20 protein-coding genes and 1 pseudogene are annotated in these 20,121 nt (G+C 68.4%); 6 read left to right on the forward strand and 15 right to left on the reverse strand.

Annotation, left to right across the window (positions count from 1 at the left end; translation table 11 throughout):
• The first annotated feature begins 32 nt into the window (after window positions 1-32).
• Window positions 33-770 (forward strand): hypothetical protein, encoded by a 738-nt coding sequence (locus ACFY1U_RS35225; RefSeq protein ID WP_389085495.1) that lies wholly within the window; start codon window positions 33-35, stop codon window positions 768-770.
• Window positions 771-821: 51 nt separating this feature from the next.
• On the opposite strand, the gene ACFY1U_RS35230 is transcribed toward ACFY1U_RS35225, so the two are convergent.
• On the reverse strand, window positions 822-1,664 hold the full coding sequence (locus tag ACFY1U_RS35230; RefSeq protein ID WP_389085497.1) for a hypothetical protein: 843 nt from the start codon (window positions 1,662-1,664) through the stop codon (window positions 822-824).
• 678 nt (window positions 1,665-2,342) lie between these two features.
• On the opposite strand from ACFY1U_RS35230, the gene ACFY1U_RS35235 reads away from it, so the two are divergent.
• Together ACFY1U_RS35235 and ACFY1U_RS35240 are read left to right on the forward strand one after the other, a co-directional pair.
• Complete coding sequence (locus ACFY1U_RS35235) at window positions 2,343-2,747, forward strand: NPCBM/NEW2 domain-containing protein (protein ID WP_389085500.1); 405 nt, start codon at window positions 2,343-2,345, stop codon at window positions 2,745-2,747.
• Between the two features lie 76 nt (window positions 2,748-2,823).
• The gene (locus ACFY1U_RS35240; RefSeq protein WP_389085502.1) at window positions 2,824-3,699 is read left to right on the forward strand and encodes an IS5 family transposase; all 876 of its coding nucleotides are present in this window, start codon (window positions 2,824-2,826) and stop codon (window positions 3,697-3,699) included.
• Window positions 3,700-3,768: 69 nt separating this feature from the next.
• Here the strand turns inward: ACFY1U_RS35240 and ACFY1U_RS35245 are convergent, their stop codons facing one another.
• The 9 genes from ACFY1U_RS35245 to ACFY1U_RS35285 all read right to left on the reverse strand — a co-directional run bounded on the left by ACFY1U_RS35245 (window position 3,769) and on the right by ACFY1U_RS35285 (window position 12,273).
• Window positions 3,769-4,641: a class I SAM-dependent methyltransferase gene (locus ACFY1U_RS35245; protein ID WP_389085505.1), complete on the reverse strand. Its 873-nt coding sequence runs from the start codon at window positions 4,639-4,641 to the stop codon at window positions 3,769-3,771.
• Window positions 4,642-4,777: 136 nt separating this feature from the next.
• Window positions 4,778-4,954: a hypothetical protein gene (locus ACFY1U_RS35250; RefSeq protein ID WP_389085507.1), complete on the reverse strand. Its 177-nt coding sequence runs from the start codon at window positions 4,952-4,954 to the stop codon at window positions 4,778-4,780.
• Between the two features lie 81 nt (window positions 4,955-5,035).
• The gene (locus tag ACFY1U_RS35255; RefSeq protein ID WP_389085509.1) at window positions 5,036-6,553 is read right to left on the reverse strand and encodes an ATP-binding protein; all 1,518 of its coding nucleotides are present in this window, start codon (window positions 6,551-6,553) and stop codon (window positions 5,036-5,038) included.
• A 20-nt stretch (window positions 6,554-6,573) separates the two neighbouring features.
• Window positions 6,574-7,029 (reverse strand): DUF6238 family protein, encoded by a 456-nt coding sequence (locus tag ACFY1U_RS35260; RefSeq protein WP_389085511.1) that lies wholly within the window; start codon window positions 7,027-7,029, stop codon window positions 6,574-6,576.
• A gap of 44 nt (window positions 7,030-7,073) precedes the next feature.
• Entirely contained in the window at window positions 7,074-8,543 is a 1,470-nt protein-coding gene (locus tag ACFY1U_RS35265; protein WP_389085514.1) for an SCO6880 family protein, read from the reverse strand.
• Between the two features lie 101 nt (window positions 8,544-8,644).
• On the reverse strand, window positions 8,645-10,003 hold the full coding sequence (locus tag ACFY1U_RS35270) for an ATP-binding protein (RefSeq protein ID WP_389085516.1): 1,359 nt from the start codon (window positions 10,001-10,003) through the stop codon (window positions 8,645-8,647).
• A 57-nt stretch (window positions 10,004-10,060) separates the two neighbouring features.
• The gene (locus ACFY1U_RS35275; RefSeq protein ID WP_390698108.1) at window positions 10,061-10,747 is read right to left on the reverse strand and encodes a hypothetical protein; all 687 of its coding nucleotides are present in this window, start codon (window positions 10,745-10,747) and stop codon (window positions 10,061-10,063) included.
• Window positions 10,747-11,046 (reverse strand): DUF6112 family protein, encoded by a 300-nt coding sequence (locus ACFY1U_RS35280; protein WP_361522249.1) that lies wholly within the window; start codon window positions 11,044-11,046, stop codon window positions 10,747-10,749. Before ACFY1U_RS35280 ends, ACFY1U_RS35275 begins: the two co-directional genes overlap by 1 nt.
• A gap of 84 nt (window positions 11,047-11,130) precedes the next feature.
• Window positions 11,131-12,273: a C40 family peptidase gene (locus tag ACFY1U_RS35285; RefSeq protein WP_390698109.1), complete on the reverse strand. Its 1,143-nt coding sequence runs from the start codon at window positions 12,271-12,273 to the stop codon at window positions 11,131-11,133.
• Between the two features lie 628 nt (window positions 12,274-12,901).
• Here ACFY1U_RS35285 and ACFY1U_RS35290 point away from each other — a divergent pair.
• Window positions 12,902-13,651, forward strand: a complete 750-nt coding sequence (locus ACFY1U_RS35290; protein ID WP_389081046.1) for a DNA-methyltransferase — start codon at window positions 12,902-12,904, stop codon at window positions 13,649-13,651.
• A 98-nt stretch (window positions 13,652-13,749) separates the two neighbouring features.
• Here ACFY1U_RS35290 and ACFY1U_RS35295 read toward each other — a convergent pair whose 3' ends face one another.
• Complete coding sequence (locus tag ACFY1U_RS35295; protein WP_390698110.1) at window positions 13,750-14,691, reverse strand: transporter; 942 nt, start codon at window positions 14,689-14,691, stop codon at window positions 13,750-13,752.
• Window positions 14,692-15,068: 377 nt separating this feature from the next.
• Here ACFY1U_RS35295 and ACFY1U_RS35300 point away from each other — a divergent pair.
• Window positions 15,069-15,245 (forward strand): annotated as a pseudogene (locus ACFY1U_RS35300) (DNA-directed RNA polymerase subunit alpha); the annotation flags it as partial.
• Window positions 15,246-15,329: 84 nt separating this feature from the next.
• Here ACFY1U_RS35300 and ACFY1U_RS35305 read toward each other — a convergent pair.
• The 4 genes from ACFY1U_RS35305 to ACFY1U_RS35320 form a co-directional block, all read right to left on the reverse strand.
• A complete protein-coding gene (locus ACFY1U_RS35305; protein ID WP_390698241.1) occupies window positions 15,330-15,488 on the reverse strand; it encodes a hypothetical protein in 159 nt (52 codons plus the stop codon).
• 423 nt (window positions 15,489-15,911) lie between these two features.
• On the reverse strand, window positions 15,912-17,294 hold the full coding sequence (locus ACFY1U_RS35310) for an L-serine ammonia-lyase (RefSeq protein WP_390698111.1): 1,383 nt from the start codon (window positions 17,292-17,294) through the stop codon (window positions 15,912-15,914).
• A gap of 133 nt (window positions 17,295-17,427) precedes the next feature.
• Window positions 17,428-17,865, reverse strand: a complete 438-nt coding sequence (gene gcvH, locus ACFY1U_RS35315) for a glycine cleavage system protein GcvH (protein WP_390698112.1) — start codon at window positions 17,863-17,865, stop codon at window positions 17,428-17,430.
• Window positions 17,862-19,043, reverse strand: coding sequence for an NAD(P)/FAD-dependent oxidoreductase (locus tag ACFY1U_RS35320; protein WP_390698113.1), 1,182 nt, complete (start codon window positions 19,041-19,043; stop codon window positions 17,862-17,864). The genes gcvH and ACFY1U_RS35320 overlap by 4 nt, the downstream gene beginning before the upstream one ends.
• A 255-nt stretch (window positions 19,044-19,298) precedes the next feature.
• Between ACFY1U_RS35320 and ACFY1U_RS35325 the strand changes: the two genes are divergently transcribed.
• Window positions 19,299-20,096: an IclR family transcriptional regulator gene (locus ACFY1U_RS35325; RefSeq protein WP_390698114.1), complete on the forward strand. Its 798-nt coding sequence runs from the start codon at window positions 19,299-19,301 to the stop codon at window positions 20,094-20,096.
• The last annotated feature ends 25 nt before the right edge of the window (window positions 20,097-20,121 follow it).

Genomic DNA, 20,121 nt, shown 5'->3' on the forward strand with positions numbered 1-20,121 from the left:
TTAGAGATAGCACGCCACAAGGAGGGCCGCTCATGGCGGTGAGAGCTCGGATCGAAGGTCACGTGTTCGACCTCGATACTCTTTGTGAGTTGTTTGCGGATGGTGAGCCGCGGGTCAGCAAAGAGAGTGATGGGTACTATCTTGCATCGGACGAGTTGGATGGACTCATCAACGAAGGCGGCCGTCTTCTTGAGGCTGCCTCCCTTGTCCTGCGTCGAGTAGTTGGTGTTGCTCGGGCTCTGGATAGCCGATTCCGCCCCGTAGCGCTCACCGGTCAGTTCACGGACGACAGCGGCAATCGTCACCATGTCGCCGTCCTGGGCACGGCAGAGGAGCGCGTCAAAGCATTCGACGTCGCTGTAGTGAAATTCGCCAACCAATCGTCGCCGCCAGTGCAGCAGCCGCCGCCTCCGCCACAGGGCCCGCTGTACATGGAACTCATCAAGACGCACTCGGATGTGGCAGAGGTTCTCGGCATCCTTGGCAAACCCAGCGTCTCCATGACATGGGTTGACCTCTACAAGGTGTACGAGATCGTGCGACACAACGTAGGGAACGACAAGGCACTCAGGGCCAAAGGGTGGGTACCTGACTCCGACATCTCGGCTTTCACAGGATCGGCGAATCGACCGGATGTGAGTGGCAGTGAAGCGCGGCACGCTCGCCTCCCAGGAGCCTCCCCGAAGCGAACGATGAAGCTCACCGAAGGAGAAGCCTTCATCCGTACGCTTGTTGTGGCCTGGTGGGACTCTCTGAGTCCTTCGTCGTAGGAGACCGCGCGCGCTTCTGTTTGTGGTGGAACCCACGGCTCTGTGTAGCGCCTACGCCAGAGCTGGCCTCGGCGGAGTGTCCAACTCATGGTGCGCCACAATCGCGGCGACGCTCCCCCGCGCGTCGAGGTATCCGGCATGCATCAGCAACTCTTCCAACACGGGCCGCAGGATGGTAATCGGCGCTTCATCTTGCTTGCGCGACAGAAGACGCCCCGCAGCGAAGCCGATGTGCGGACAGTTGGCGTACCGCCGGGACGCTCGGGCGAAGGAGTCGGAGCCAGGTACGTCGAGTCGCTCCCACACGACTTGCCCCTTGATCGTGCTGATGCTGCCACTTACTCCGATGCGCCAGTCACGCCGGCGGCGCTTCTCACTCCACCGCTTCCGGAATAGATTGCGGTACGCACTCCCCCGCACCAGCGCATGAACACGCTGGATGACCGCCGCCACCTCGGCCAGGGGTAGCGGGTCGGCCACCATGTCCACCACCGCCATGCGCAACCCCCAGCTGAGATCGAGCAGGCCGGAACCATACACATCGAGTTGGTGACGGCTAAAGGAGCCGAACTCACCGTCATCCTTGACGACGAAGCGCACCTGCTCGTCCCCGGAGTAGTCGACCTCGTACGACAGATCACCGAAGACTTCGCGCGCCACTACTTGGGCGCGAGCCGCCAGGTCAACGGGATCAATCGGCTTAACAGCCCGAGTCGGCGCAACGCAAACCCGCACGACAAAGCGATCGGCGTAGTCACGCGCCATCCCACTACACCGAGCAATGGTGTAGTGGTCACCCTCTACCGTCCGCTTACCCCAGCGCCAACCCGACTGAAGCAGCCACCAAGCCTTCGTGAAGATGTTGCCCGCCGCGTCAACCTCGCCAAAGGACATGTGCGACCACCCGACCGTGAGCACCGACGTAGGAAGCCGGTTCGGTAGTCCTGGCGGAGCAGTGAGCCTCCCTTACACGGCACCGGCAAGGATAGTGGGCGGCTCTGACAGTCAGGAGCCTCCGCAGGGCACGCGTACCCACGGATGTAGCCTCCGCCGTTGCAGACCACGGAGCGTCACAACTTCCTGACAGCTACAACCCCTGCGTGCCACCATGGAGCCGGGGACGAGGGACGCCCGCTGAAGGGCGTGATCCGGGGGTGCTTCTTGAATTCTTCAACGGCTACCGCATGCATCGCGCTAGGCGGCGTCATCACAGCTCCAGGTGTCTACCTACTCCTTGTGGTTGTCACGCAAGGAAAACTCAGTGCGGGCTCCTTTTCGATTGATGAATCGGACTTGCCTGCGCATCGACGAAAGCTGCTGCTGACGGTGGCATGTCTGTTTCTAGTAGGCGGGCTTTTCATAGCGCTCGGTATCATTGCGCCTGGCGGAGGAGGAAGCACTGCATCGAGCGCATCGCCTTCAGTCACGGACGGCATCACCAGAGCGCCGTACACGGCCAAAGCCAGCACAACCCCGCCGCCAAGACCCAGTTTCGGAACTCCTTCGCAAGCTACTTCCAGTGATGCAGTAACGCCTAGCCCTGCGGCGGCCGATACTGTTGAACCACTCTACTTGAGCGAGACGAAGCCTCTATCTGATCGCGGAATTGGCTCACACTCGACGTCTGCAACCATCAACAAGGAATCTTTCCCCCACAGTGTGGCCCAATATCAAAGCCGCTGTTCGGAGAGTGCGGAGCCCGATGAGTGGGAATACAGCGTCGGTAGTGGCTTCAAATGGTTCTCAGCCGACGTTGGACTCGACGACGAGAACTCCGCCCGCGATCTATCCGTCGAATTTGAGGTGTATGCCGACGGCAAGCCCGTATTTGATAAAAAGATGAGTGCTGGACCTGCTTATCATATGCGTGTCCCGGTGCAAGACGTGCTACGAATCAAGCTCGTGGCTACGTTCACCATCGCGAAAAACTGCAGCGCTTTCGACCAGGCCGTCTGGGGCAAAGCGCAATTTTCTTGAGCGTTCCCGTGAGTGCCCACCTAGCGCAAGCATTACTTACGACTCGCAACGAAATGAGCTCGGGGATGCGTCGGGAATGATCCTGTGTCAGCTCCCGTTGACGCGTCCGGATGGGGGGTGTGAGTCGGTCGAGACGAAGCGTGCGAGCAAGCCGTGGGAGGTCGACGACGGACTGTGGACACGGATCGAGCCGCTGGTGCCGGTGGTCCAGCGCCGATACCGTCACCCTGGCCGACGGCACTTGGATGATCGGCAGGTGCTCTGCGGAATCCTGTTTGTCCTCCACACCGGTATCCCGTGGCGGTCTCTGCCCCAGGAACTGGGCTTCGGCTCGGGGATGACGTGCTGGAGACGGCTTCGGGATTGGAACGAGGCCGGAGTCTGGCAACGGCTGCACGAGCTGCTGCTCGCCGAGTTGCGGACGGCCGACATGCGCGACCTCTCTAGGGCTGCCGTCGACTCCAGCCATATCCGGGCGATGAAGGGTGGGCCGGCCACCGGCCCGTCCCCGGTGGATCGAGGCAAGACCGGTAGCAAGCACCACGTCATCGTCGAGGCCCACGGAATCCCGCTGGCCACGATCACCACCGGCGGCAACCGTAACGACGTGACTCAACTGATTCCGCTGATCGAGGCCGTGCCGCCGATCCGCGGCAAGCGCGGCCAACCGCTACGGCGGCCCAGGCATCTGTATGCCGACCGCGGCTATGATCACGACCTTTACCGCAACCGGGTGCGCAGGTTTGAGATCACCCCGAATATCGCCCGGCGCGGCATCGAACACGGCTCCGGCCTGGGCGTCTACCGGTGGGTCGTGGAGGGCACGATCGCGCTGCTGCACTGGTTTCGCCGCTTGCTCATCCGCTGGGAGATCCGCGACGACATCCACCATGCCTTCGTCACCCTCGGTTGTGCCCTCATCTGCTGGCGACGGCTGAAATTGTCGCTGTGACTCGTGTCGCCGTGGCCCACAGGTCTTCGCGTTCGTCATGGTGTTCTGCTGGACCGCTGCGGATGCGGGTCACGGCGAACCTTGGACGCGTTGAGCGGTGTAGGTGACCGTTAGGCGCGGGTCTGCGACCTGGCCGCCGAGCTCGTCGACGAGCGAACCGAGGCGAGTGAGGAACTCTTCGCGGTCGGGCGCGGAGAGTTCCGCGATGTTCGGGAACGTGGACCACTGATCCCGTGCGGTCTGCGCGGTCAGGATCTGCTCCCATTCGATGATCTCGACAGAGACGTTGTCGAAGTAGCCGCCCGTGGTCAACTGGCTGCGCCACCGGTCGGTGTCGAGGACGTGCGAGCGGCTGTCCCGGTAGCCGGTCTCGGCGGGCAGCAGGTCGTGGTAGACCTCGTCGAGCCGGTCGCGGAAGAGCGTCGGCCGCTTGACGTCGCCGAAGTCGTTCCACCACGCCGCCAGCCAGCCGCCGGGACGCACCAACCGGGCGATCTTCGCGGTCGACGTGGCCGGGTCGAGCCAATGCAGCGCTGTCGCCGCCGCCGCGAGGTCGAACCCGCCTGGCAGGTCTACAGCCTCGAAGTCACTGACGAGGACCTCCAGCCGGTCACACGCGTGATCGGCGACGAGGATCGCGGCCAGGCTTTCGCCGGGCTCGACCGCGACCACGTGCGCGCCGGCCGCCAGCAGCGGCTCGGTGGCCAGGCCCGTACCGGCACCGATCTCGAGCACCCGCGCACCGGGCCGCAGCCCGCAGCGCTCTGCCAACAGGTCGAAGACTGGGTCCGGGTACCGTGGTCTGCCTCGTTTATAGGTCAGCGCATCAGCGTTGAACGACATCCGGCGAGCTGCGCGCGTCGTGTCAGCCATCATCGATCGCTCGGCGGTGACCGTATCCTGAGCAGCTCCGGTGTCGAGGTCAGATTCTTGATCGTCCACTTCGACAGTCTGCCAGCTACGCCTTACGGGGCCACAGGATTTTCGCCCTGGGTACCCAGCGCAGCTGGGAGCCACAGGTGGTCGCGAAGCCTCATGATGCTGCACAGCAATGCCGCGCTTATTTCGTTACGAGTCGTCAGACATGGCGAAAGCCCGATTCCTGCCCGGCGCCGAGCCGCCGGGATTCGTCGACGGCGCCGAACGGGCCTGTGGCCAGGGGGATGTAGCCGTCAGAAGCGTTGGCCGCAGTGGCGCGGAGGTAACGCTGAACGAGCCGATGTATCACGCGGCGGATCTTGTACTGCTGAGACATGAAGGGGACTTCCTAGGAACGCTCAGGGCGGGAAAACTGGGAGGCCGGGATGGGGTGCGGGCTCTCGAACAGCGGGATTGATCAAGGTCGAGCGATCGCGCCCATCCGTGCATCCGTGTCGAACAACTCCCGCTCCCGCGGATGCAAAAGATGTTGAGTAATGAACGACCGGCCCGCCACCTTCCACAGGCCGCGCCCCTTGGTGAGGGCGGCGACTGCCTGCGTCTCGACGCCGGTGAGCCCCAACAGGGAAGCGGCTGAGGCGAGTTGGTCGGTTTCTTGGCGGTAGATGATCCGGGTGGAGCAGTCGGTGAGCAGGCCCTCGGCCAGGGCCCGGCCGCGGGAGCCAGCGTCGCCGGCGGCCAGCAGGTCGCTGAGGCGGTGGATGACCATCAGGTTCGCGATGCCCAGGCCGCGGGAGAGCTTCCACTGGCTCTGCATCCGTTCCAGCAGGGCGACGTGCCGCATGACGCGCCAGGCCTCGTCGTAGATCACCCAGCGTCGTCCTCCGGCGGGGTTGGCGAGTGCGGACTCCATCCAGGCGGAGGCGCAGGTCATCGCCAGGACGAGCGCGGTGTCGTCGCCGGCGCCGCCGAGGCGGGACAGGTCGATGGACAGCATCGGTGCGCTCGGGTCGAAAGCCACGGTGCTCGGCGCGTCGAACATGCCGGCCAGGTCGCCGTGCACGAGCCGGCGCAGCCCGTGGGCGAGGTCCTCGGCGGCATGCCCGAGGCGGCCGGACAACTCGCCGAGCGCGGCATCGAGGCGCTCGGGGGATCCGAGGACGTAGGCGACCTCACCCAGCAGCGGCGTGGTGCCGTTGGCCTCGGCGTAGGCGACGACCTGGTCGAGCGCCACGTCAAGGGCGGTGTGCTCCATGGGATGCAGCTCGCGCCCCAGGACCGTCTTCGCAAGCGAGCCGAGCAGCAGCAGGCGCCGCTTGCGGACCTCGTTCGTCCAGTCCTCCTCGCTGACGCCGTACGGCCGGGCGGGCGCGTCGAGGGGGTTCAGGCGTCCTGGCAGTCCGGGGCCCAGAGCGATGGTCTGCCCACCCAACTCCTGGGCGACGACGGTCCACTCGCCCTTCGGGTCGCACGGCACGTAGATCCGGTAGCCGAAGGCCACGGCGCGCACCGCGAGGGACTTGGCCAGGGCAGACTTGCCCATGCCGATGATCCCGGCCAGCAGGATGTTGGGATTGGTGAAGCCGTCGAGGCGCCCGTACAGGGCGAACGGGTCGTACGTGAAGGCTGCTTCGGCGTGCACGTCGCGGCCGATGTAGATGCCCTGTGCGCCGAGGCCGCCCTCGGCGAGGAAGGGGTAGGCGCCAGAGGCGGTGGCCGTCGTCATCCGGTGGGCGGGGAGCTTGAGACGGCCGCCGCGGGCGGAGGCCGGGCCGGGGCGGCCGGCGGCCGGGTAGGTGGCCCGCAGCTCGGGGTCGAGACCGGGCGCGGTCGGGCGGGCTGCGGGACGCGCGGCGTGGCGGGCCTGGTCTCGGGCGGCGGCGAACTGATGGCGGGCGGCGCGGGCCGTGCGGCGGTCGCTCTTGCGCGGGACGAACAGGGGGCTGGCGCTGGCGCGGGTGGTGCGAGGGGCCATGGGGGTGGTGCTCCTGAGGGTCAGTGGCGGGTGAGGCCGGTGAAGGGGTCGCGCAGGTCGGCCGGGGTGTGGTCACGGCGGACGCGGGTGGCGGTGGCCAGGTGGCGCTGGCACACGGTGAGTTCGGGAGCTCCCTCGGGCCGCCGGGCCCGGCACGCCTCCCGGGTGGGGAGGCGGCCGGTGCTGGGGTGCGGGGCGGCGTGGAAGGCGGCGTGGAGATGTTCGGCTGCCTGCCACAGCCGGATCCGGCATGCCCGCAGGTGGTCGCCCTCCGCCCTGGCCACCGGGGTGGTGCGGGCGGTGTGGGCATCGAGGAGCCCGTACAGCGCGACGATGTGGGCGTGCAGGGAGTCGAGTTCCGCACGGCCTGCGGCGATGGGGGCGACCGGCATATTGATCGCCTGGTGGAAGTCGAGCGCGGCGGTGGCGAACGGGACGAAGTCCGGAGCCAGTTCGGGCAGGGGCTCGGTCGGCATGGGGGTGCCCTTCGGTAGAGCGCGAGAGGGTGGTGCGGGTGCGCCTAGGGGCGGGCGAGGGGCAGGGCGGCGTTGGTGAAGGCCTCGGCCTGCTGCCAGGTCAGAAGGCGCAGGTCGACGAGGGCGGCGACGGCGGCCGTCTCGATCGCGGCGCAGGCCGCGTTGAGCTGCTCGTCGGTGTCGGCGCTCACGGTGAGCAGCCCGGTGAGGGCGACGTCGGCGTGTCCGGAGATCAGCTGGCGCTCGCGCTGCTTGATGTCGGCGTACTCGACCGAGTCCTCCTCGGAGTCGACCTGTCCCTTGCGCTGCCGCTCGGCGGCGTCCGCGATCACGGTGGCCTTGCGGCGTTGCACGTCCTTGAGCGCGGAGTCCAGGCCCTTGGGCTCGTAGGTCAGCGAGAGCGTGCGGCGCACCCCGGAGGTGAACAGCAGCTGGTGCAGGAAGCCGGGTGAGGTCTCGATGCGGGGCCAGTTCTCGATCCAGAACGTGGCGTGGTGGGCCGAGTCGGTCTGGATCCGGTCGGCCTTCTCGACCAGGACGACGGGGCCGGCGGCAGCAGGCTCGGCCTGCGCGCGGCCCGAATCGGACCACTGGTCCAGAGCGGCCGACGCCTTCGGGTCGTACGCGGTACGGATCACGGCGGCGATCTCGGACGCGCTCAGCCAGCCACCGGGTGTGAGCCCGGAGTTGCGGGCGGCCTGGTCGAAGGTGGCGGTGAGCTGGGCCAGGACCGCGAAGCCACCGGTGAGCCCGCCGCCCGCCTGGTTGATCAGTCGGCGGGCGGCCTTGAGATCAAGGGCGAGCGCGACGTATGCCTCGTGCGGGGCCGCGGCCGGGCCGGCAGCGGCCAGCAGGTCGCGGTAGATCGGTCCGGCGAGGTGGGTCGCCTCGTCGCCGTGCTCGTGCCAGTAGCGGTTGAGCGCGTCACCGGAGTCGGGCACCGTGCGCTCCAGGACCTGGACCCGGGCGATGTGCCCGGTGCGCGACAGAGCCGCCAGCGTGCGCCCCCAGCCCGCCACGTTGCTGGCCTGGGTGGCCGGGTCAAGGAGAGCGAAGGCGCGCGAGGAGACCTTGACGACCGCGGTGAGTGTGCCGTGGTGCGGATCGTGCACCGCACCGAAGCGGCCGTGCGGGGCGGTGACCACCCGCAGGGACGCCGCCGTGCCCGGGAGGTGGAGTAGGCCCTCGCGGCGCGGCCGAGTGGACGGCCGGGCGAGCCAGACCAGCTGGCCCCGGAAACGACGCAGCGCGTACCCCGTGGCGATGGGCGCCCAGTCGGCAAGGGAGCGTCCGCGATGGCGGACGAACACCGCCGCCAGAATGACCGCCCAGAGCGGTATGAGCTTGAGCGCCCCGGTGACGCCGGCGGTGAGCAGCACCGCGAGCAGCAGCAGCCCGGTGAAGGTGACGACGATCAGCTGAGGAGCCGACAGGCCGAGCAGCACGCCGCGTCGCGAGCGATGCGGGAACTTCACGGTGGCCGGGCCGTCAGGCTGAGGGGTGTCGGAGAACATGGCGAAGCCGTCCTTGGAACGTGGAGAGCAAGAAGAAAGAGGGGGAGACGGGGCGGCCGGCGCTGGAGGCGACCGTTGCCGCCCGCCCCGTCAGGCAAGGGCTACGAGCCCGATCCACCTGGCGGCTCGGGATAGACCCACCGCTGCGGCGTCGCACTGCCCTGCGGGGAAGGTCCGCCCACTGGCCCCGGACGCCGGGGTGCCGGCGGATCCAGGTGCGTGATGCGCGGCTGCGCCACCGCGGCGCCCTGGGGCGTCGGCCCGGAGGAGACCGGTGCCGCGTCGGCCGCCGCCTCCTGGCCGGGACGCTGGATCAGCGGCTGCCCGCGGTCACCATCGGTGGGAGGCCGCCGGATCAGCGCTCGGCCCTTGTCGCCAGCGGCGTTGGGGTCCTCGCCGAAGCGGAAATGGGTCTGCTTCGGCTTGTCGCCGTCCGCGGATCCGCCGGTCGGGTCGATGCCGGAGACGACACCGCCCGAGCCCTGGCCCGGAACCTTCGACGGCCCCTGCGGAGCCCGCATGCCGGTGCCGGCCTGCATCGCGAGCTGGCCCGCGGTCTTCGCCGCACCGGCAGCCACCGCGACCCCGGCGACGCCCGTACGGTGCAGGTCGTCCTGGCCGCCGCCGTCGGCCGCCCAGTGCACGAACTTGTACGTGGCATAAGGGCACAGCATCACCAGCACCATGACGACGATGCCCGCCATGGAGTCGGACAGGGCGGCGAGCCCGTCGGAGGCGTCGCTCTTGCCCATGGCCGAGACGCCCAGCAGGAACACGATCGTCATCAGCAGCTTGCTGACGATCAGAGTCGCGGTCGCCTCGATCCACCCGCGCCGCCAGCGCCGCGCGACTTCCCAGCCGCCGCCCGCGCCGGCGAACACCGCCAGCGTCACCAGGACCAGGATGCCGACCTTGCGGGCGACCATCACCGCCCAGTACAGGAACGCGCCGATGGCACACCCCAGGCCGACCATGGCGGGGATCGTCCAGCCCATCGTGTACATCGGGCCGAGGTTGTTGACCTCGATGATGCGGCGGATGGCGTCGTCGACCGAAGTGTTCGCCGCCTTGAACAACCCGGCGGACAGCGCGTCGACCACGGTCAGCGCGATGGTGCTGCAGGCGATCGCGGCGAACGCGAACAGGACACCCGCCACCGTCCCGGTCACCGCCTGCGCGAGGGCGCGCTCGTCACGGCGCCAGGCCGCGCGCATCAGCTGCAGACAGAACGTGGCGACGGTCAGCACGAGACCGATGGGCAGCAGCAGTTCGTAGTTGCTGCGGAACCACTCGGCGTTGAGATCGACGGCCGTGGTCTTGTCGACGGCCGTTGAGGCGAGGTCCGCGGCGGACTGCGCCAGCTCGCCCATCGACTTGGCGATCCAGGCGCCGATGCCATCGGTGATCGCCTCGCCGGTCGAACCGACGACGCCGCCGACGGTGTCGCACACCGTGCTCATCAGGGGAAGGTCACAAGCCCCCATGAGGGCACCTCCTTTCGAGAATGTCGGGGGCGATCAAGGCGCGACGCTCGGCAGCACGCCGACCAGGGCACAGGCCGTGTCGGGGCGGCACTGGACGGCGAGCGTCGTGGAGCGGGACTCGGCTCCGGCCCCGGAGCCCTTCCAGGCGATGGACTGCTTACCGGTGACCGTGACGGCGTAGACGTACGCCTTGGTGATCGCGCCGGGGTCCTGTGCCAGGGCGGTCTTGAACGCCTGCGGGAAGTGGCCCTCGCCGATCTTCGCGGTCGCATGCTGGCGGTTGTCGTGCATCCGCGACCACAGCACCGGACTGGGAATCTGGTCGGAGACGGACTCCCAGTCGGCGTACTTCTTCTCGCCGGTCATCCACCGCTTCAGCCCGGCGACGTGCTCGGCACGGGAGAAGGAACGGGTGTCGTACGTCCACAGCACCTTGGTGGCCGCCTTGGCAAAGACGATCGGATCGGTCGTCTTGGGCGGTGCCGCAACTGCCGTAGGCCCACCTGGAGTTGCCTCTGGCGAAGCAGCGGGCTGCGTGGACGCCGGAGTCGGCGTGGGCTTGGCTGAGGCGGGGCTGTCCGCGCGGGTCAGATACGCGAGGAGCCCGGCGACGGTCAGCAGGACGGCCAGGATGAGGCCGCCCAGCAGGGCACGCCGCAGGACCGAGGACGGCGCCCCGTAGGTGTGCTCCTGGGCGGAGAGGGAACGATGCTTCGGCATCAGTGAACCTGCGTCCCCATCGCCGAGAAGAACGCGACGATGCCGTTGGCCGCGCCCAGCAGCAGCGCGCAGCCGGCGGCGATGACCGTGCCCTTCTTCCCGTTCGCCTCGGCCTGGTGGCCACCGCTGTGGTGACCCCACGCCCAGACCATGGCGGAGATGGCCAGGGCACCGACCACGGCGATGATCCCGAAGAGGTTAATCGAGGAGATGACGTTCTTCAGCACGCTGAGGCCGGGGAGACCACCTTCCTTCGGTGTGATGCCGGGGTTGTACGCCAGATACTGGGCGTGCTGCATGAGATTCACTTGGAACTCCAGTGCGGTTTTGGGCGCGCGAGGGCCCGAGAGGAGAGGGAGCGACGGGAGAGGAGAAGGTGCCGGTCAGGCGACCCGGCGGGCGGCGACGATGTCTGCGCGCCAGTCGGCGAGGGTCGAGATCTTGACCACGTCACCGGTATGCGGGGCCTGCAGGATCAGCCCCTGGCCAATGAACATCCCGACGTGTTCCGGCGCTGCGGCCGTGCCGCGGGTGAACAGGAGGTCACCCGGCTTGAGAGCATCGACGCTGACCGCCTTGCCCTCCTTGACCTGCGCGTATGTGGTCCGGGAGATCGAGACACCGCCGGCCTTGTACGACGCCTGCATCAGGGACGAGCAGTCGCATCGGCCCATGGGGTCCTGGCCGTGGGGAGCAGAGCACGTACCGCCCCACTGATACGGCGTGCCGAGCTGGCCGAGACCCCAACGGATCGCCGTACGCACCGACTTGGGTGCGCTGGACGGGATCTCGTAGCCCTCGGGTACGGACCCGTCGGGAATCGGGCCGAAGGAGGACCCGTCCCCGCCGGTGCCGCACGCGGTAGCTGCCGGGGAGGTGGTCTGCTCGGCCTCACCATCGGTGTCGCTGTCCTTGCCGGAACTGCCGTCTTGGCCAAGAGACTTGGCGATGGCCTTCTGGAGGGCCGTGGCCAGCGGTTCCCACTTCGCGTACGCGTCGGGGAAGCCGCTCTTCTGAACCGCCTGCGCGGCCTGGGCGATGGTCATCGACTGCCAGCCCGAGACCTTGAGCAGACTCTCGTAGAACTTCGTCGAGGCATGCACCGGGTCGCGAACCTCGGCAGCAGTACCCCAACCCCGGCTGGGACGCTGCTGGAAGAGGCCGAGCGAGTCCCGATCGCCGTAGTCCAGGTTCCGCAGCCCCGACTCCTGCACAGCCGTGGCCAGGGCAACGATCTGCCCCCGCGCCGGCACCTTCATCGCGATACCAGTGGCCTGGATCGTCTCGGCGTTTGGTATCTGCTCTTCGGGGTCTGAAAGCCCCGAAACGGACACGGGCCCCTTGCCGTCGCCCTTGAAGATCGACTTCACCAGCTTCGCGACCGCCGCACTGTTCACGGCCTGTGCACCGTCCGCAGAACAGGCGGCCTGAGCACTGCTGGAACCGGCCAGAGCGACAGCGACCGGCGCTATCAACAATGTCGGGCCGAGCGCCACGGCCCCTGCTATGGCTATGGCCTTCTTCACGGACGCGCGCCACACGTCGAACGGCAGGAGGCGGAATCTGGGCCCGGGGAGGGGCGGGCCTGGGCATGCTGCATCGGCAGCTCCTTACTCGTAGACAGCGCGGCGCAGGCGTTCTCGTCGAAAAGGCCACCGGCACCGCACGGTTATGAATTCGCAGTCCCTGGGGGAGGCTGGGAGACCAAGGCCGGGAGCTGCTAACTCCCGGCCGTTGGCCTCTCACTGGAAAGCGGCAGCCAGCCGCCCTCGTAATCTCACTCGCCACATGGGGAGTCCTTTTCGCCGATTAGGAGGCCAGTAGATGGGGTGTCAGGCATGCTGTCCTTGGATGGAACGGCAGCATCGACACAGCTCAGCAGGGCTGGAACCAGGTCCCGTCCTGCGAACACGGCGAGACTGTAGAGACGAAATCCGGCCGCACCAAACGGCCCGTGCCTCGGGCGGTTTCGAGGCGCTGAGTCGAGATCTGCCTCATTGGGTGCGGCCGGAATTCGGGGTTAACCTCCAGCGCATTGCTCGTCACGGCGGCTGTTTTCGCAGTTCCGCGGAGTGACGCATGCCGACGTGCGCTCCCCCTCCGGGAGCGGAGAAAAGGGCGCACGACCGCCTCCCTGAAAGAGAGAACCGCGCAATGCCGTACACCCTGCACCGAGGCGACGCGCTGACCGCCCTCGCCAGCATCCCCGACAACAGCGTCGATGCAGTGATCACCGACCCGCCCTACAACAGCGGGGGCCGAACGAGCAGCGAGCGCACCGGACGCTCCGCGCGCGCCAAGTACACATCGGCCGATGCCGAACACGACCTCGCCAACTTCCCCGGCGAGAACCGAGACCAGCGCTCGTACGGCTTCTGGCTCACCCTCCTGCTGACCGAGTCCTATCGCGCAACCGTCGAGTCCGGTACCGCGCTCGTCTTCACCGACTGGCGACAGCTGCCGACCACGACGGACGCACTCCAGGCCGCCGGCTGGACCTGGCGGGGAATCGCCTCGTGGCACAAGCCGGTTTCCCGGCCGCAGAAGGGCCGACTCAAGCAGTCGTGCGAGTACATCGTGTGGGGCACCAAGGGGCCCGTCGACGCCGCCCGCAACCCCGTCTACCTGCCCGGCCTCTACACAGCGAGCCAGCCGAGGAAAGGCCGCGTGCACATTACCCAGAAGCCCGTGGAAGTGATGCAGGAACTGGTGAAGATCTGCCCGCCGGGCGGAACGGTCCTGGACCCCTTCACCGGCTCCGGAACGACTGGCGTCGCCGCCTTGCGAGAAGGCCGCCAGTTCATAGGTGCCGAACTCTCCGAGCACTACGCCGACATCGCAGAACAGCGGCTGCGCAACGCACTGACCCAGGACGACTTCGAACTCGCTGGGCCCGAGAAATGAGACCAGCCAACGCCAGACCGCCGCCATCCCTGCAGGCACGCCAAACGGGGGCTGGTGTGCACCGGAACTCCGGTGCACACCAGCCCCCGTAATTTGGGTCAGCGGCCTTCGACACTTCGCCGGACGAGGTCGCTGGCTCTCGCCAGGTCCTCCTGCGACCGGATCCGCAGCTCCAGAGGGCCGGTTCCTGGACAGCCGATCTTGCGAACGTCACGGGCGAAGCCCTCGGCCAGCTCGACCGAGTCCGGGTTGACGGCAAGCCGGACCACGAGGGTGTGGCTGCGCGGCTGGAATCGCACTGTCGCGACGTTCTTGATCCGCCGGTAGGCGACGTAATGCAGCTGGAACTCCTTCTGTACATCAGCATCGGAGACCAGCATGACGTCGAGGTCGGCGTACAGATCCCGCAGCGACTGAGGCGACTCGTCGTAGAACTGCCGAACCGACTTGACTGTCGAACCACCACCCCCGGGTCCCGCCGCAGGCGCGCTCGCCCCCGCGGGCGTGCTCGGGGTCCGAAGTGCTGTCGCCGAGCCGGTCACGGAGGCGACAAGTTGCAGAGCCAGCAGGCCCCCACCGAAGTCCCGGTAGCTCACGAGATCGATCCGCCGACCGATCTCCTCCAACGCGTGAGTGTCGTGCGATGTGAAGTCTCCCGCAATGCACACCAGGCGGGGGTTGCTCCAGTCGACCGAGCGGCCTGCCTCGTCGCCCAGCCGCTCCTTCACCAGGCTTTCGAACTCGTGGCGGTGGTCGCGCAGCCACGACAGGTATGAAAGAGCCTGTGTGATCACCGCCTTGCCATTCGAACGCTTGTACTCGATGATCGCCGGGTTGCCGTACTCGTCCAGCCCGAGCGAATCGATTCGCCCCCTGTGCCGCGAACCGGTGCCGTACTCCGAGGCCAAGAACCGGATCCCGAGCATCGCTTCCATGTTGCGCTCGATCAACGTTTGCAGCTGACGCTCCAGCGCCACTGCAGCTCCCGGGATCTCGGCCGCCTGGCCGTCGGCGACCTGGAACAGCTTTAGATCGTTCACCGGCTTCCCCCGTCCGCCTCGATGGTCTCGCCCGGAACAATCGATCCTGGGTAGGCGCGTATTCCGGAAACTTTGGAAGCGGAGGGCGGCTGGCCACTACCGCGCCAGCCCTGAGGGGGAGTCACGGAAGAGGTCAGGCACCCGTGCGATCGGATCCAGATAGCGCCAGCAGACCTTGGGTAAATAGCGCCAGCAGGCCTTGGGTAACAGGGCGTCAGTACGGGAGACGTGGGATCGAGGCGGTGTCCGCGGGGCTTCCGGGTGGGGTGGTGGTGCCGTATGGGCCGGTTCGATGGCGGGTTGGGGCTGGGTGGTGCGGGCGAGGGCGTCCTCTGGCGCCCGGACGCATTTGCGATCCTGCGCGTGGCGTGAAGTGCTCCGGGGCCGACCTCCTGGACATCCGCAACTTCGGTGCGAAGTTGATCGACGAGGTCAAAGCGAAGCTGGCCGGCGTGGGCTTGGCCCTGAGGACGGCCCGCCCAGATTCGCCCCCCGCCGCTGACGCCTTCGACCCCGACGGCGACGCGGACGCCAGGTTCGTCGAGACCGAGAAGTGTACTGAACGCTGCACTGCGCGCATGGCTCCGGGCCGTCCGGAGGCCGTCGGCCGGCCACGGCCCTCTGCTCTCAGCGCCGGGTCAGGACGCCAGCAGGTGCGGTGCGTGCTCGCAGACCGTGTCCAGCAGTTGTCGCTTCGACGGGGTGACCATGGCGTGCCCGGCGACGGTGACGGTGGGCACCGTCTCGTTCCCGTCCGCGACGGAGCGGACGAATGCCGCTGCGTCCTTGTCCCGCAAGATGTTCCGCCTGCCACCGCGCTCGCATACTCCTTGAACCCGAACTCCGCCGCGCTCGCGCTCCCTGCGCTCGTGTCCCCCGTGCTGGTGTCCCCTGCCCTGATGCCGCCCCGCGTGTTCTCATCCGTCCACGCTGTCGAACGCGTGATGCCGGAAGTTGCCATGGCGGATGCTGCATACGGCAGCCTCGGCTACGACGGATTCCACGACCGGCCCCGCCCCAGGCCGTATCCGGCGTTGATCACGTGCCGCGAACCCGCAGGTCAGGAGCCCCTTCCATGGGAGCTTCCCAGGGACTTTTCAGGGACTTTTCAGGGACTTTCACGTCTGTCCCAGGGAGTTTCCAGGGACTTTCCACCGCGTAAGAAGGGAAGGCTCCGACAGCGCTGAAAGAAACGAACGCGCAGGTCAGGGCCTGTTCCCTCAGCACTCGATGACGTTGACCGCCAGCCCGCCCCGCGCCGTCTCCTTGTACTTGACCTTCATGTCGGCGCCGGTCTCCTTCATGGTCTTGATGACCTTGTCGAGGGAGACGTGGTGGCGGCCGTCGCCGCGCAGTGCCATGCGGGCGGCCGTGACCGCCTTGACCGCGGCCATGCCGTTGCGCTCGATGCAGGGGATCTGGACGAGGCCGCCGACCGGGTCGCAGGTGAGGCCGAGGTTGTGCTCCATGCCGATCTCGGCCGCGTTCTCGACCTGTTCCGGGCTGCCGCCCAGGACCTCGGCGAGGCCGCCCGCGGCCATCGAGCAGGCGGAGCCGACCTCGCCCTGGCAGCCGACCTCGGCCCCGGAGATGGAGGCGTTCTCCTTGAAGAGCATGCCGATGGCGCCTGCCGCGAGGAGGAAGCGGACGATGCCGTCCTCGTCGGCGCCCGGCACGAAGTTGAGGTAGTAGTGCAGGACGGCCGGGATGATGCCCGCCGCGCCGTTCGTGGGGGCGGTGACCACGCGGCCGCCCGCCGCGTTCTCCTCGTTCACCGCCATCGCGTAGAGCGTGACCCACTCCATCGCACGGGCCAACGGGTCGCCCTCGCTGCGCAGTTGGCGGGCAGCGGCCGCGGCCCGGCGCCGTACCTTCAGGCCGCCCGGGAGGATGCCCTCCAGGGCCAGGCCGCGCGACACGCAGCCCTCCATGACCCGCCAGATCTCCAGCAGCCCCGCCCGGATCTCTTCCTCCGTCCGCCAGGCCTTCTCGTTCTCCAGCATCAGCGCGGAGATCGACAGGCCGGTCTCCCGGGCCAGCCGCAGCAGTTCGTCGCCCGTGCCGAAGGGGTGGGCGAGCACCGTGTCGTCGAGTGTGATCCGGTCCGCCCCGGCGGCGTCCTCGTCGACGACGAAGCCGCCGCCGACCGAGTAGTACGTCTTCTCCAGCAGCGGCACACCGTCGGCGTCACAGGCGAAGAGGATCATGCCGTTGGCGTGGTACGGCAGCGAGCGCCGGCGGTGCAGGACCAGCTGGGTCGAGACGTCGAAGGCGATCTCGTGGGCCGGGCCGATCTGGGCGCCGAGGAGGCGGATGCGCCCGGTGGAGCGGATGCGCTCGACATCGAGGTCGGCCTGGGCGACATCGACCGTGTGCGGCTCGTTGCCCTCCAGGCCGAGCAGCACCGCCTTGGGGGTGCCGTGGCCGTGGCCGGTGGCGCCGAGGGAGCCGAACAGCTCAGCGCGTACCGCGGTGGTCTGGGCGAGCAGGCCGTCCTGCTTCAGCCGGGCGGCGAACATCGCGGCGGCGCGCATCGGGCCGACGGTGTGCGAACTGGACGGGCCGATGCCGATGGAGAACAGGTCGAAGACGCTGATTGCCACGCCATACTCCGGGGGATTGGCGGGGCGTGCCGACGCGGGTCGCGGGCACGCCCCTGCGGGCTGGTTGACGGTTACAGACCTGCGTAGACGGGGCGCTTGTCGGCAAGCGCCTTGACCCGGTTGTTGAACAGGGTCATCGGCGGTCTCCTCGGGTGTGGGCGCAGTGGGCTGCGTACGCGTCGGCGGAGAGGGCGCCGGCGATGTTCTCGACCCGCAGCCGGAACAGCCAGCCGACGGTGTAGGGGGCGGTGTTGACGACGCCCGGCGCGTCGGCCAGCGCGGTGTTGACTTCCAGGACCTCGCCCGAGGCGGGGGCGTACAGGCCGCTGACGGCCGTCAGTGACCGGATCTCTCCGCAGCTCTCGCCCGCCTCGACGCGGCTGCCGACCTCGGGCAGCCGCAGCTGGACGACGTCACCGAGGGCCTCGGCCGCGAACGCGGTGATGCCGACGGTGGCGTTGCCCTCGTCCACGACCAGCCATTCGTGGTCCCAGGTGTAGCGCAGGTGCCGCGGGATGCTCGGGCCGGTCATCTGCGCGTCCAGCAGGGGGAGTTGAGGCGCGCGGCTCATGACACGGCGGCCGGGACTGCGGGGGCGAGGGTGCGGCGGAGCCGGTTGAACAGCTTCGGCTGGTTCAGGGAGAGCACGGCGACGGGGGTGCCCTCGCGCAGATAGACGGAGACGAAGGAGCGGCTGTCGAGGCTGCCCTCGATGAGTTCGGGCCGGTCGCCGGGGGCCACGTGTCCAGCGAGCTGGATGCGCACCTGGTACTGGTCGGACCAGAAGTACGGTGCGGTGGCCCGGGCGGGCGCGGCGGACTCGCCGGTGAGGAGCGTACGGGCGGCGGTCTTCGCCTGTTCGGTGGCGTTGCTCCAGTGCTCGATGCGGGCGCGGCGTCCGGTGAAGGGGTTGGGCCAGCGGGCGACGTCGCCGACGGCGACCACACCCGGGACGCTGCTCGCGCCGCCCGCGTCGCACACCACGCCGTCGTCCACCTGCACGCCGGAGCCGGCGAGCCAGTCGGCGGCGGGCCGTACGCCCACCCCCACCACGACGATGTCGGCGGGCAGCAGGCGCCCGTCGGCCAGCCGTACCCCGGTGACCCGGTCCTCGCCGGTGAGTCCCGCCACGCCGGTTCCGCACAGCAGGCGTACGCCGTGGTCGGTGTGCAGCGAGGAGACCACCAGGCCCATCTCGCGGCCCAGTTGGCGTTCCAGCGGGACGTCGACGGCCTCTACGACGGTGACGTGCAGGCCGAGCCGGTGGGCGGTGGAGGCCACCTCGGCGCCGATGAAGCCGGCGCCGATGATGACGACCCGGGGCAGTCCGTCGAGCAGTTCGGCGCGCAGGGCCTCGGCGTCGTCGAGGGTGCGCAGGGTGTGGACGCCGGCCGGCCCGTCCATGCCGGGGAGCAGGCGGGGGCCGGCGCCGGTCGCCACCACGACCCCGTCGCTGCGCAGCCGGCGTCCTCCGGCGAGGATGACGGACCGGTCCGCGGGGTCGAGGCGTACGGCGCGCTCGCCGAGCAGCCAGGTGACCTGGAGGGCCTCGTACTCGTCGGCGTCGCCGAGCGCGAGCGCCTCGGCGTCGATGTCCCCCTTGAGGAAGTCCTTGGACAGCGGCGGGCGGTCGTAGGGGGTGTGGCGCTCCTCCCCCACGACGACGATCTCGCCGTCGTAGCCCTCTGCGCGCAGCCCGCGGACCGTGCTCAGGCCTGCCAGCGACGCGCCGACGACGGTGATGCTCATGGGGAACCTCCGGGTTGCGGGTGCCCGACCAGGTGTCTCGAATTACACAACAGAGCTCGTTATGCGCAACATGCTTGGGGCGCGGCCGGGGGCTTGTCAATAGACGGGCGGCATCAGTGCGCAATAGCACAGAGGGTTGCGCGATGCGCAACCCTCGGGAGGGCCGGAACGGGGTTACGGCAGTGGTTCATGGGCGACGGGCACCGCACCGTCGTCTTCTGCTGACGCCCGCCACGAAATGCGTATAGTTGCGCCATGAGCAACTACACGGCAGACGGCGAAACTGCGGCCCCTGCGGTGAACGGGGTGCAGTCCGTCGACCGTGCCGTCAGCGTCCTGGAGATCCTCGCCCAGCGCGGCGAGGCGGGCGTCAGCGAGGTGGCCGGCGAGATCGACGTCCACAAGTCGACCGCGTTCCGCCTGCTGGGCGCGCTGGAGGCACGCGGTCTGGTGGAGCAGACGGCCGAGCGGGGCAAGTACCGGCTCGGCTTCGGGATCGTGCGGCTGGCCGGCGCGGTCACCGGCCGGCTCGACATCACCCAGCAGGGCCGGCCGGTGTGCGAGCGGCTCGCCGAGGAGATCGGCGAGACGGTCAACATCGCGGTCCTGCAGGAGCATTACGCCGTCAACCTCTACCAGGTACGCGGTCCGGGCGCGGTCGGCACGCACAACTGGGTCGGGCAGCTCACCCCCGTGCACGCCACGTCCAGCGGGAAGATCCTGCTGGCCCATCTGTCGCCGCAGGAACGTGCGGACGTGCTCGCGGCGTCCGGGCTGCAGAAGCTCACGCCCCACACGCTGACTGTGAGGGCGAAGCTGGAGAAGGACCTCACGGCGGCCCGGGAGCGCGGATACGCGGTGACGCAGGAGGAACTCGAGATCGGTCTGCATGCCATGGCGGCGCCGGTTCGTTCCCGCGACGGCGAGGTCATCGCGGCGCTGAGTGCGTCCGGGCCGGCGTACCGGTTCACCGAGGAGCGGATGCGCGAGGTGGCGCCGGTGCTGCTCAAGGGGGCCGAGGAGATCAGCCATCGGATGGGGTATCTGGGCTAGGCACTGCGCCGCTTGCCGCGGGTGT

Source organism: Streptomyces sp. NPDC001351 (genome assembly GCF_042896045.1).
GTDB lineage: Bacteria > Actinomycetota > Actinomycetes > Streptomycetales > Streptomycetaceae > Streptomyces.

Coding starts and splice junctions, on each gene's coding strand:
- ACFY1U_RS35225 (WP_389085495.1), top strand. CDS start 33: ATGGCGGTGAGAGCTCGGATCGAAGGTCACGTGTTCGACCTCGATACT.
- gcvH (WP_390698112.1), bottom strand. CDS start 17,865: ATGAGCCGCGCGCCTCAACTCCCCCTGCTGGACGCGCAGATGACCGGC.
- ACFY1U_RS35280 (WP_361522249.1), bottom strand. CDS start 11,046: ATGCAGCACGCCCAGTATCTGGCGTACAACCCCGGCATCACACCGAAG.
- ACFY1U_RS35275 (WP_390698108.1), bottom strand. CDS start 10,747: ATGCCGAAGCATCGTTCCCTCTCCGCCCAGGAGCACACCTACGGGGCG.
- ACFY1U_RS35255 (WP_389085509.1), bottom strand. CDS start 6,553: ATGGCCCCTCGCACCACCCGCGCCAGCGCCAGCCCCCTGTTCGTCCCG.
- ACFY1U_RS35325 (WP_390698114.1), top strand. CDS start 19,299: ATGAGCAACTACACGGCAGACGGCGAAACTGCGGCCCCTGCGGTGAAC.
- ACFY1U_RS35320 (WP_390698113.1), bottom strand. CDS start 19,043: ATGAGCATCACCGTCGTCGGCGCGTCGCTGGCAGGCCTGAGCACGGTC.
- ACFY1U_RS35250 (WP_389085507.1), bottom strand. CDS start 4,954: ATGTCTCAGCAGTACAAGATCCGCCGCGTGATACATCGGCTCGTTCAG.
- ACFY1U_RS35270 (WP_389085516.1), bottom strand. CDS start 10,003: ATGAGCACGGTGTGCGACACCGTCGGCGGCGTCGTCGGTTCGACCGGC.
- ACFY1U_RS35265 (WP_389085514.1), bottom strand. CDS start 8,543: ATGTTCTCCGACACCCCTCAGCCTGACGGCCCGGCCACCGTGAAGTTC.
- ACFY1U_RS35230 (WP_389085497.1), bottom strand. CDS start 1,664: ATGTCCTTTGGCGAGGTTGACGCGGCGGGCAACATCTTCACGAAGGCT.
- ACFY1U_RS35290 (WP_389081046.1), top strand. CDS start 12,902: ATGCCGTACACCCTGCACCGAGGCGACGCGCTGACCGCCCTCGCCAGC.
- ACFY1U_RS35260 (WP_389085511.1), bottom strand. CDS start 7,029: ATGCCGACCGAGCCCCTGCCCGAACTGGCTCCGGACTTCGTCCCGTTC.
- ACFY1U_RS35240 (WP_389085502.1), top strand. CDS start 2,824: ATGATCCTGTGTCAGCTCCCGTTGACGCGTCCGGATGGGGGGTGTGAG.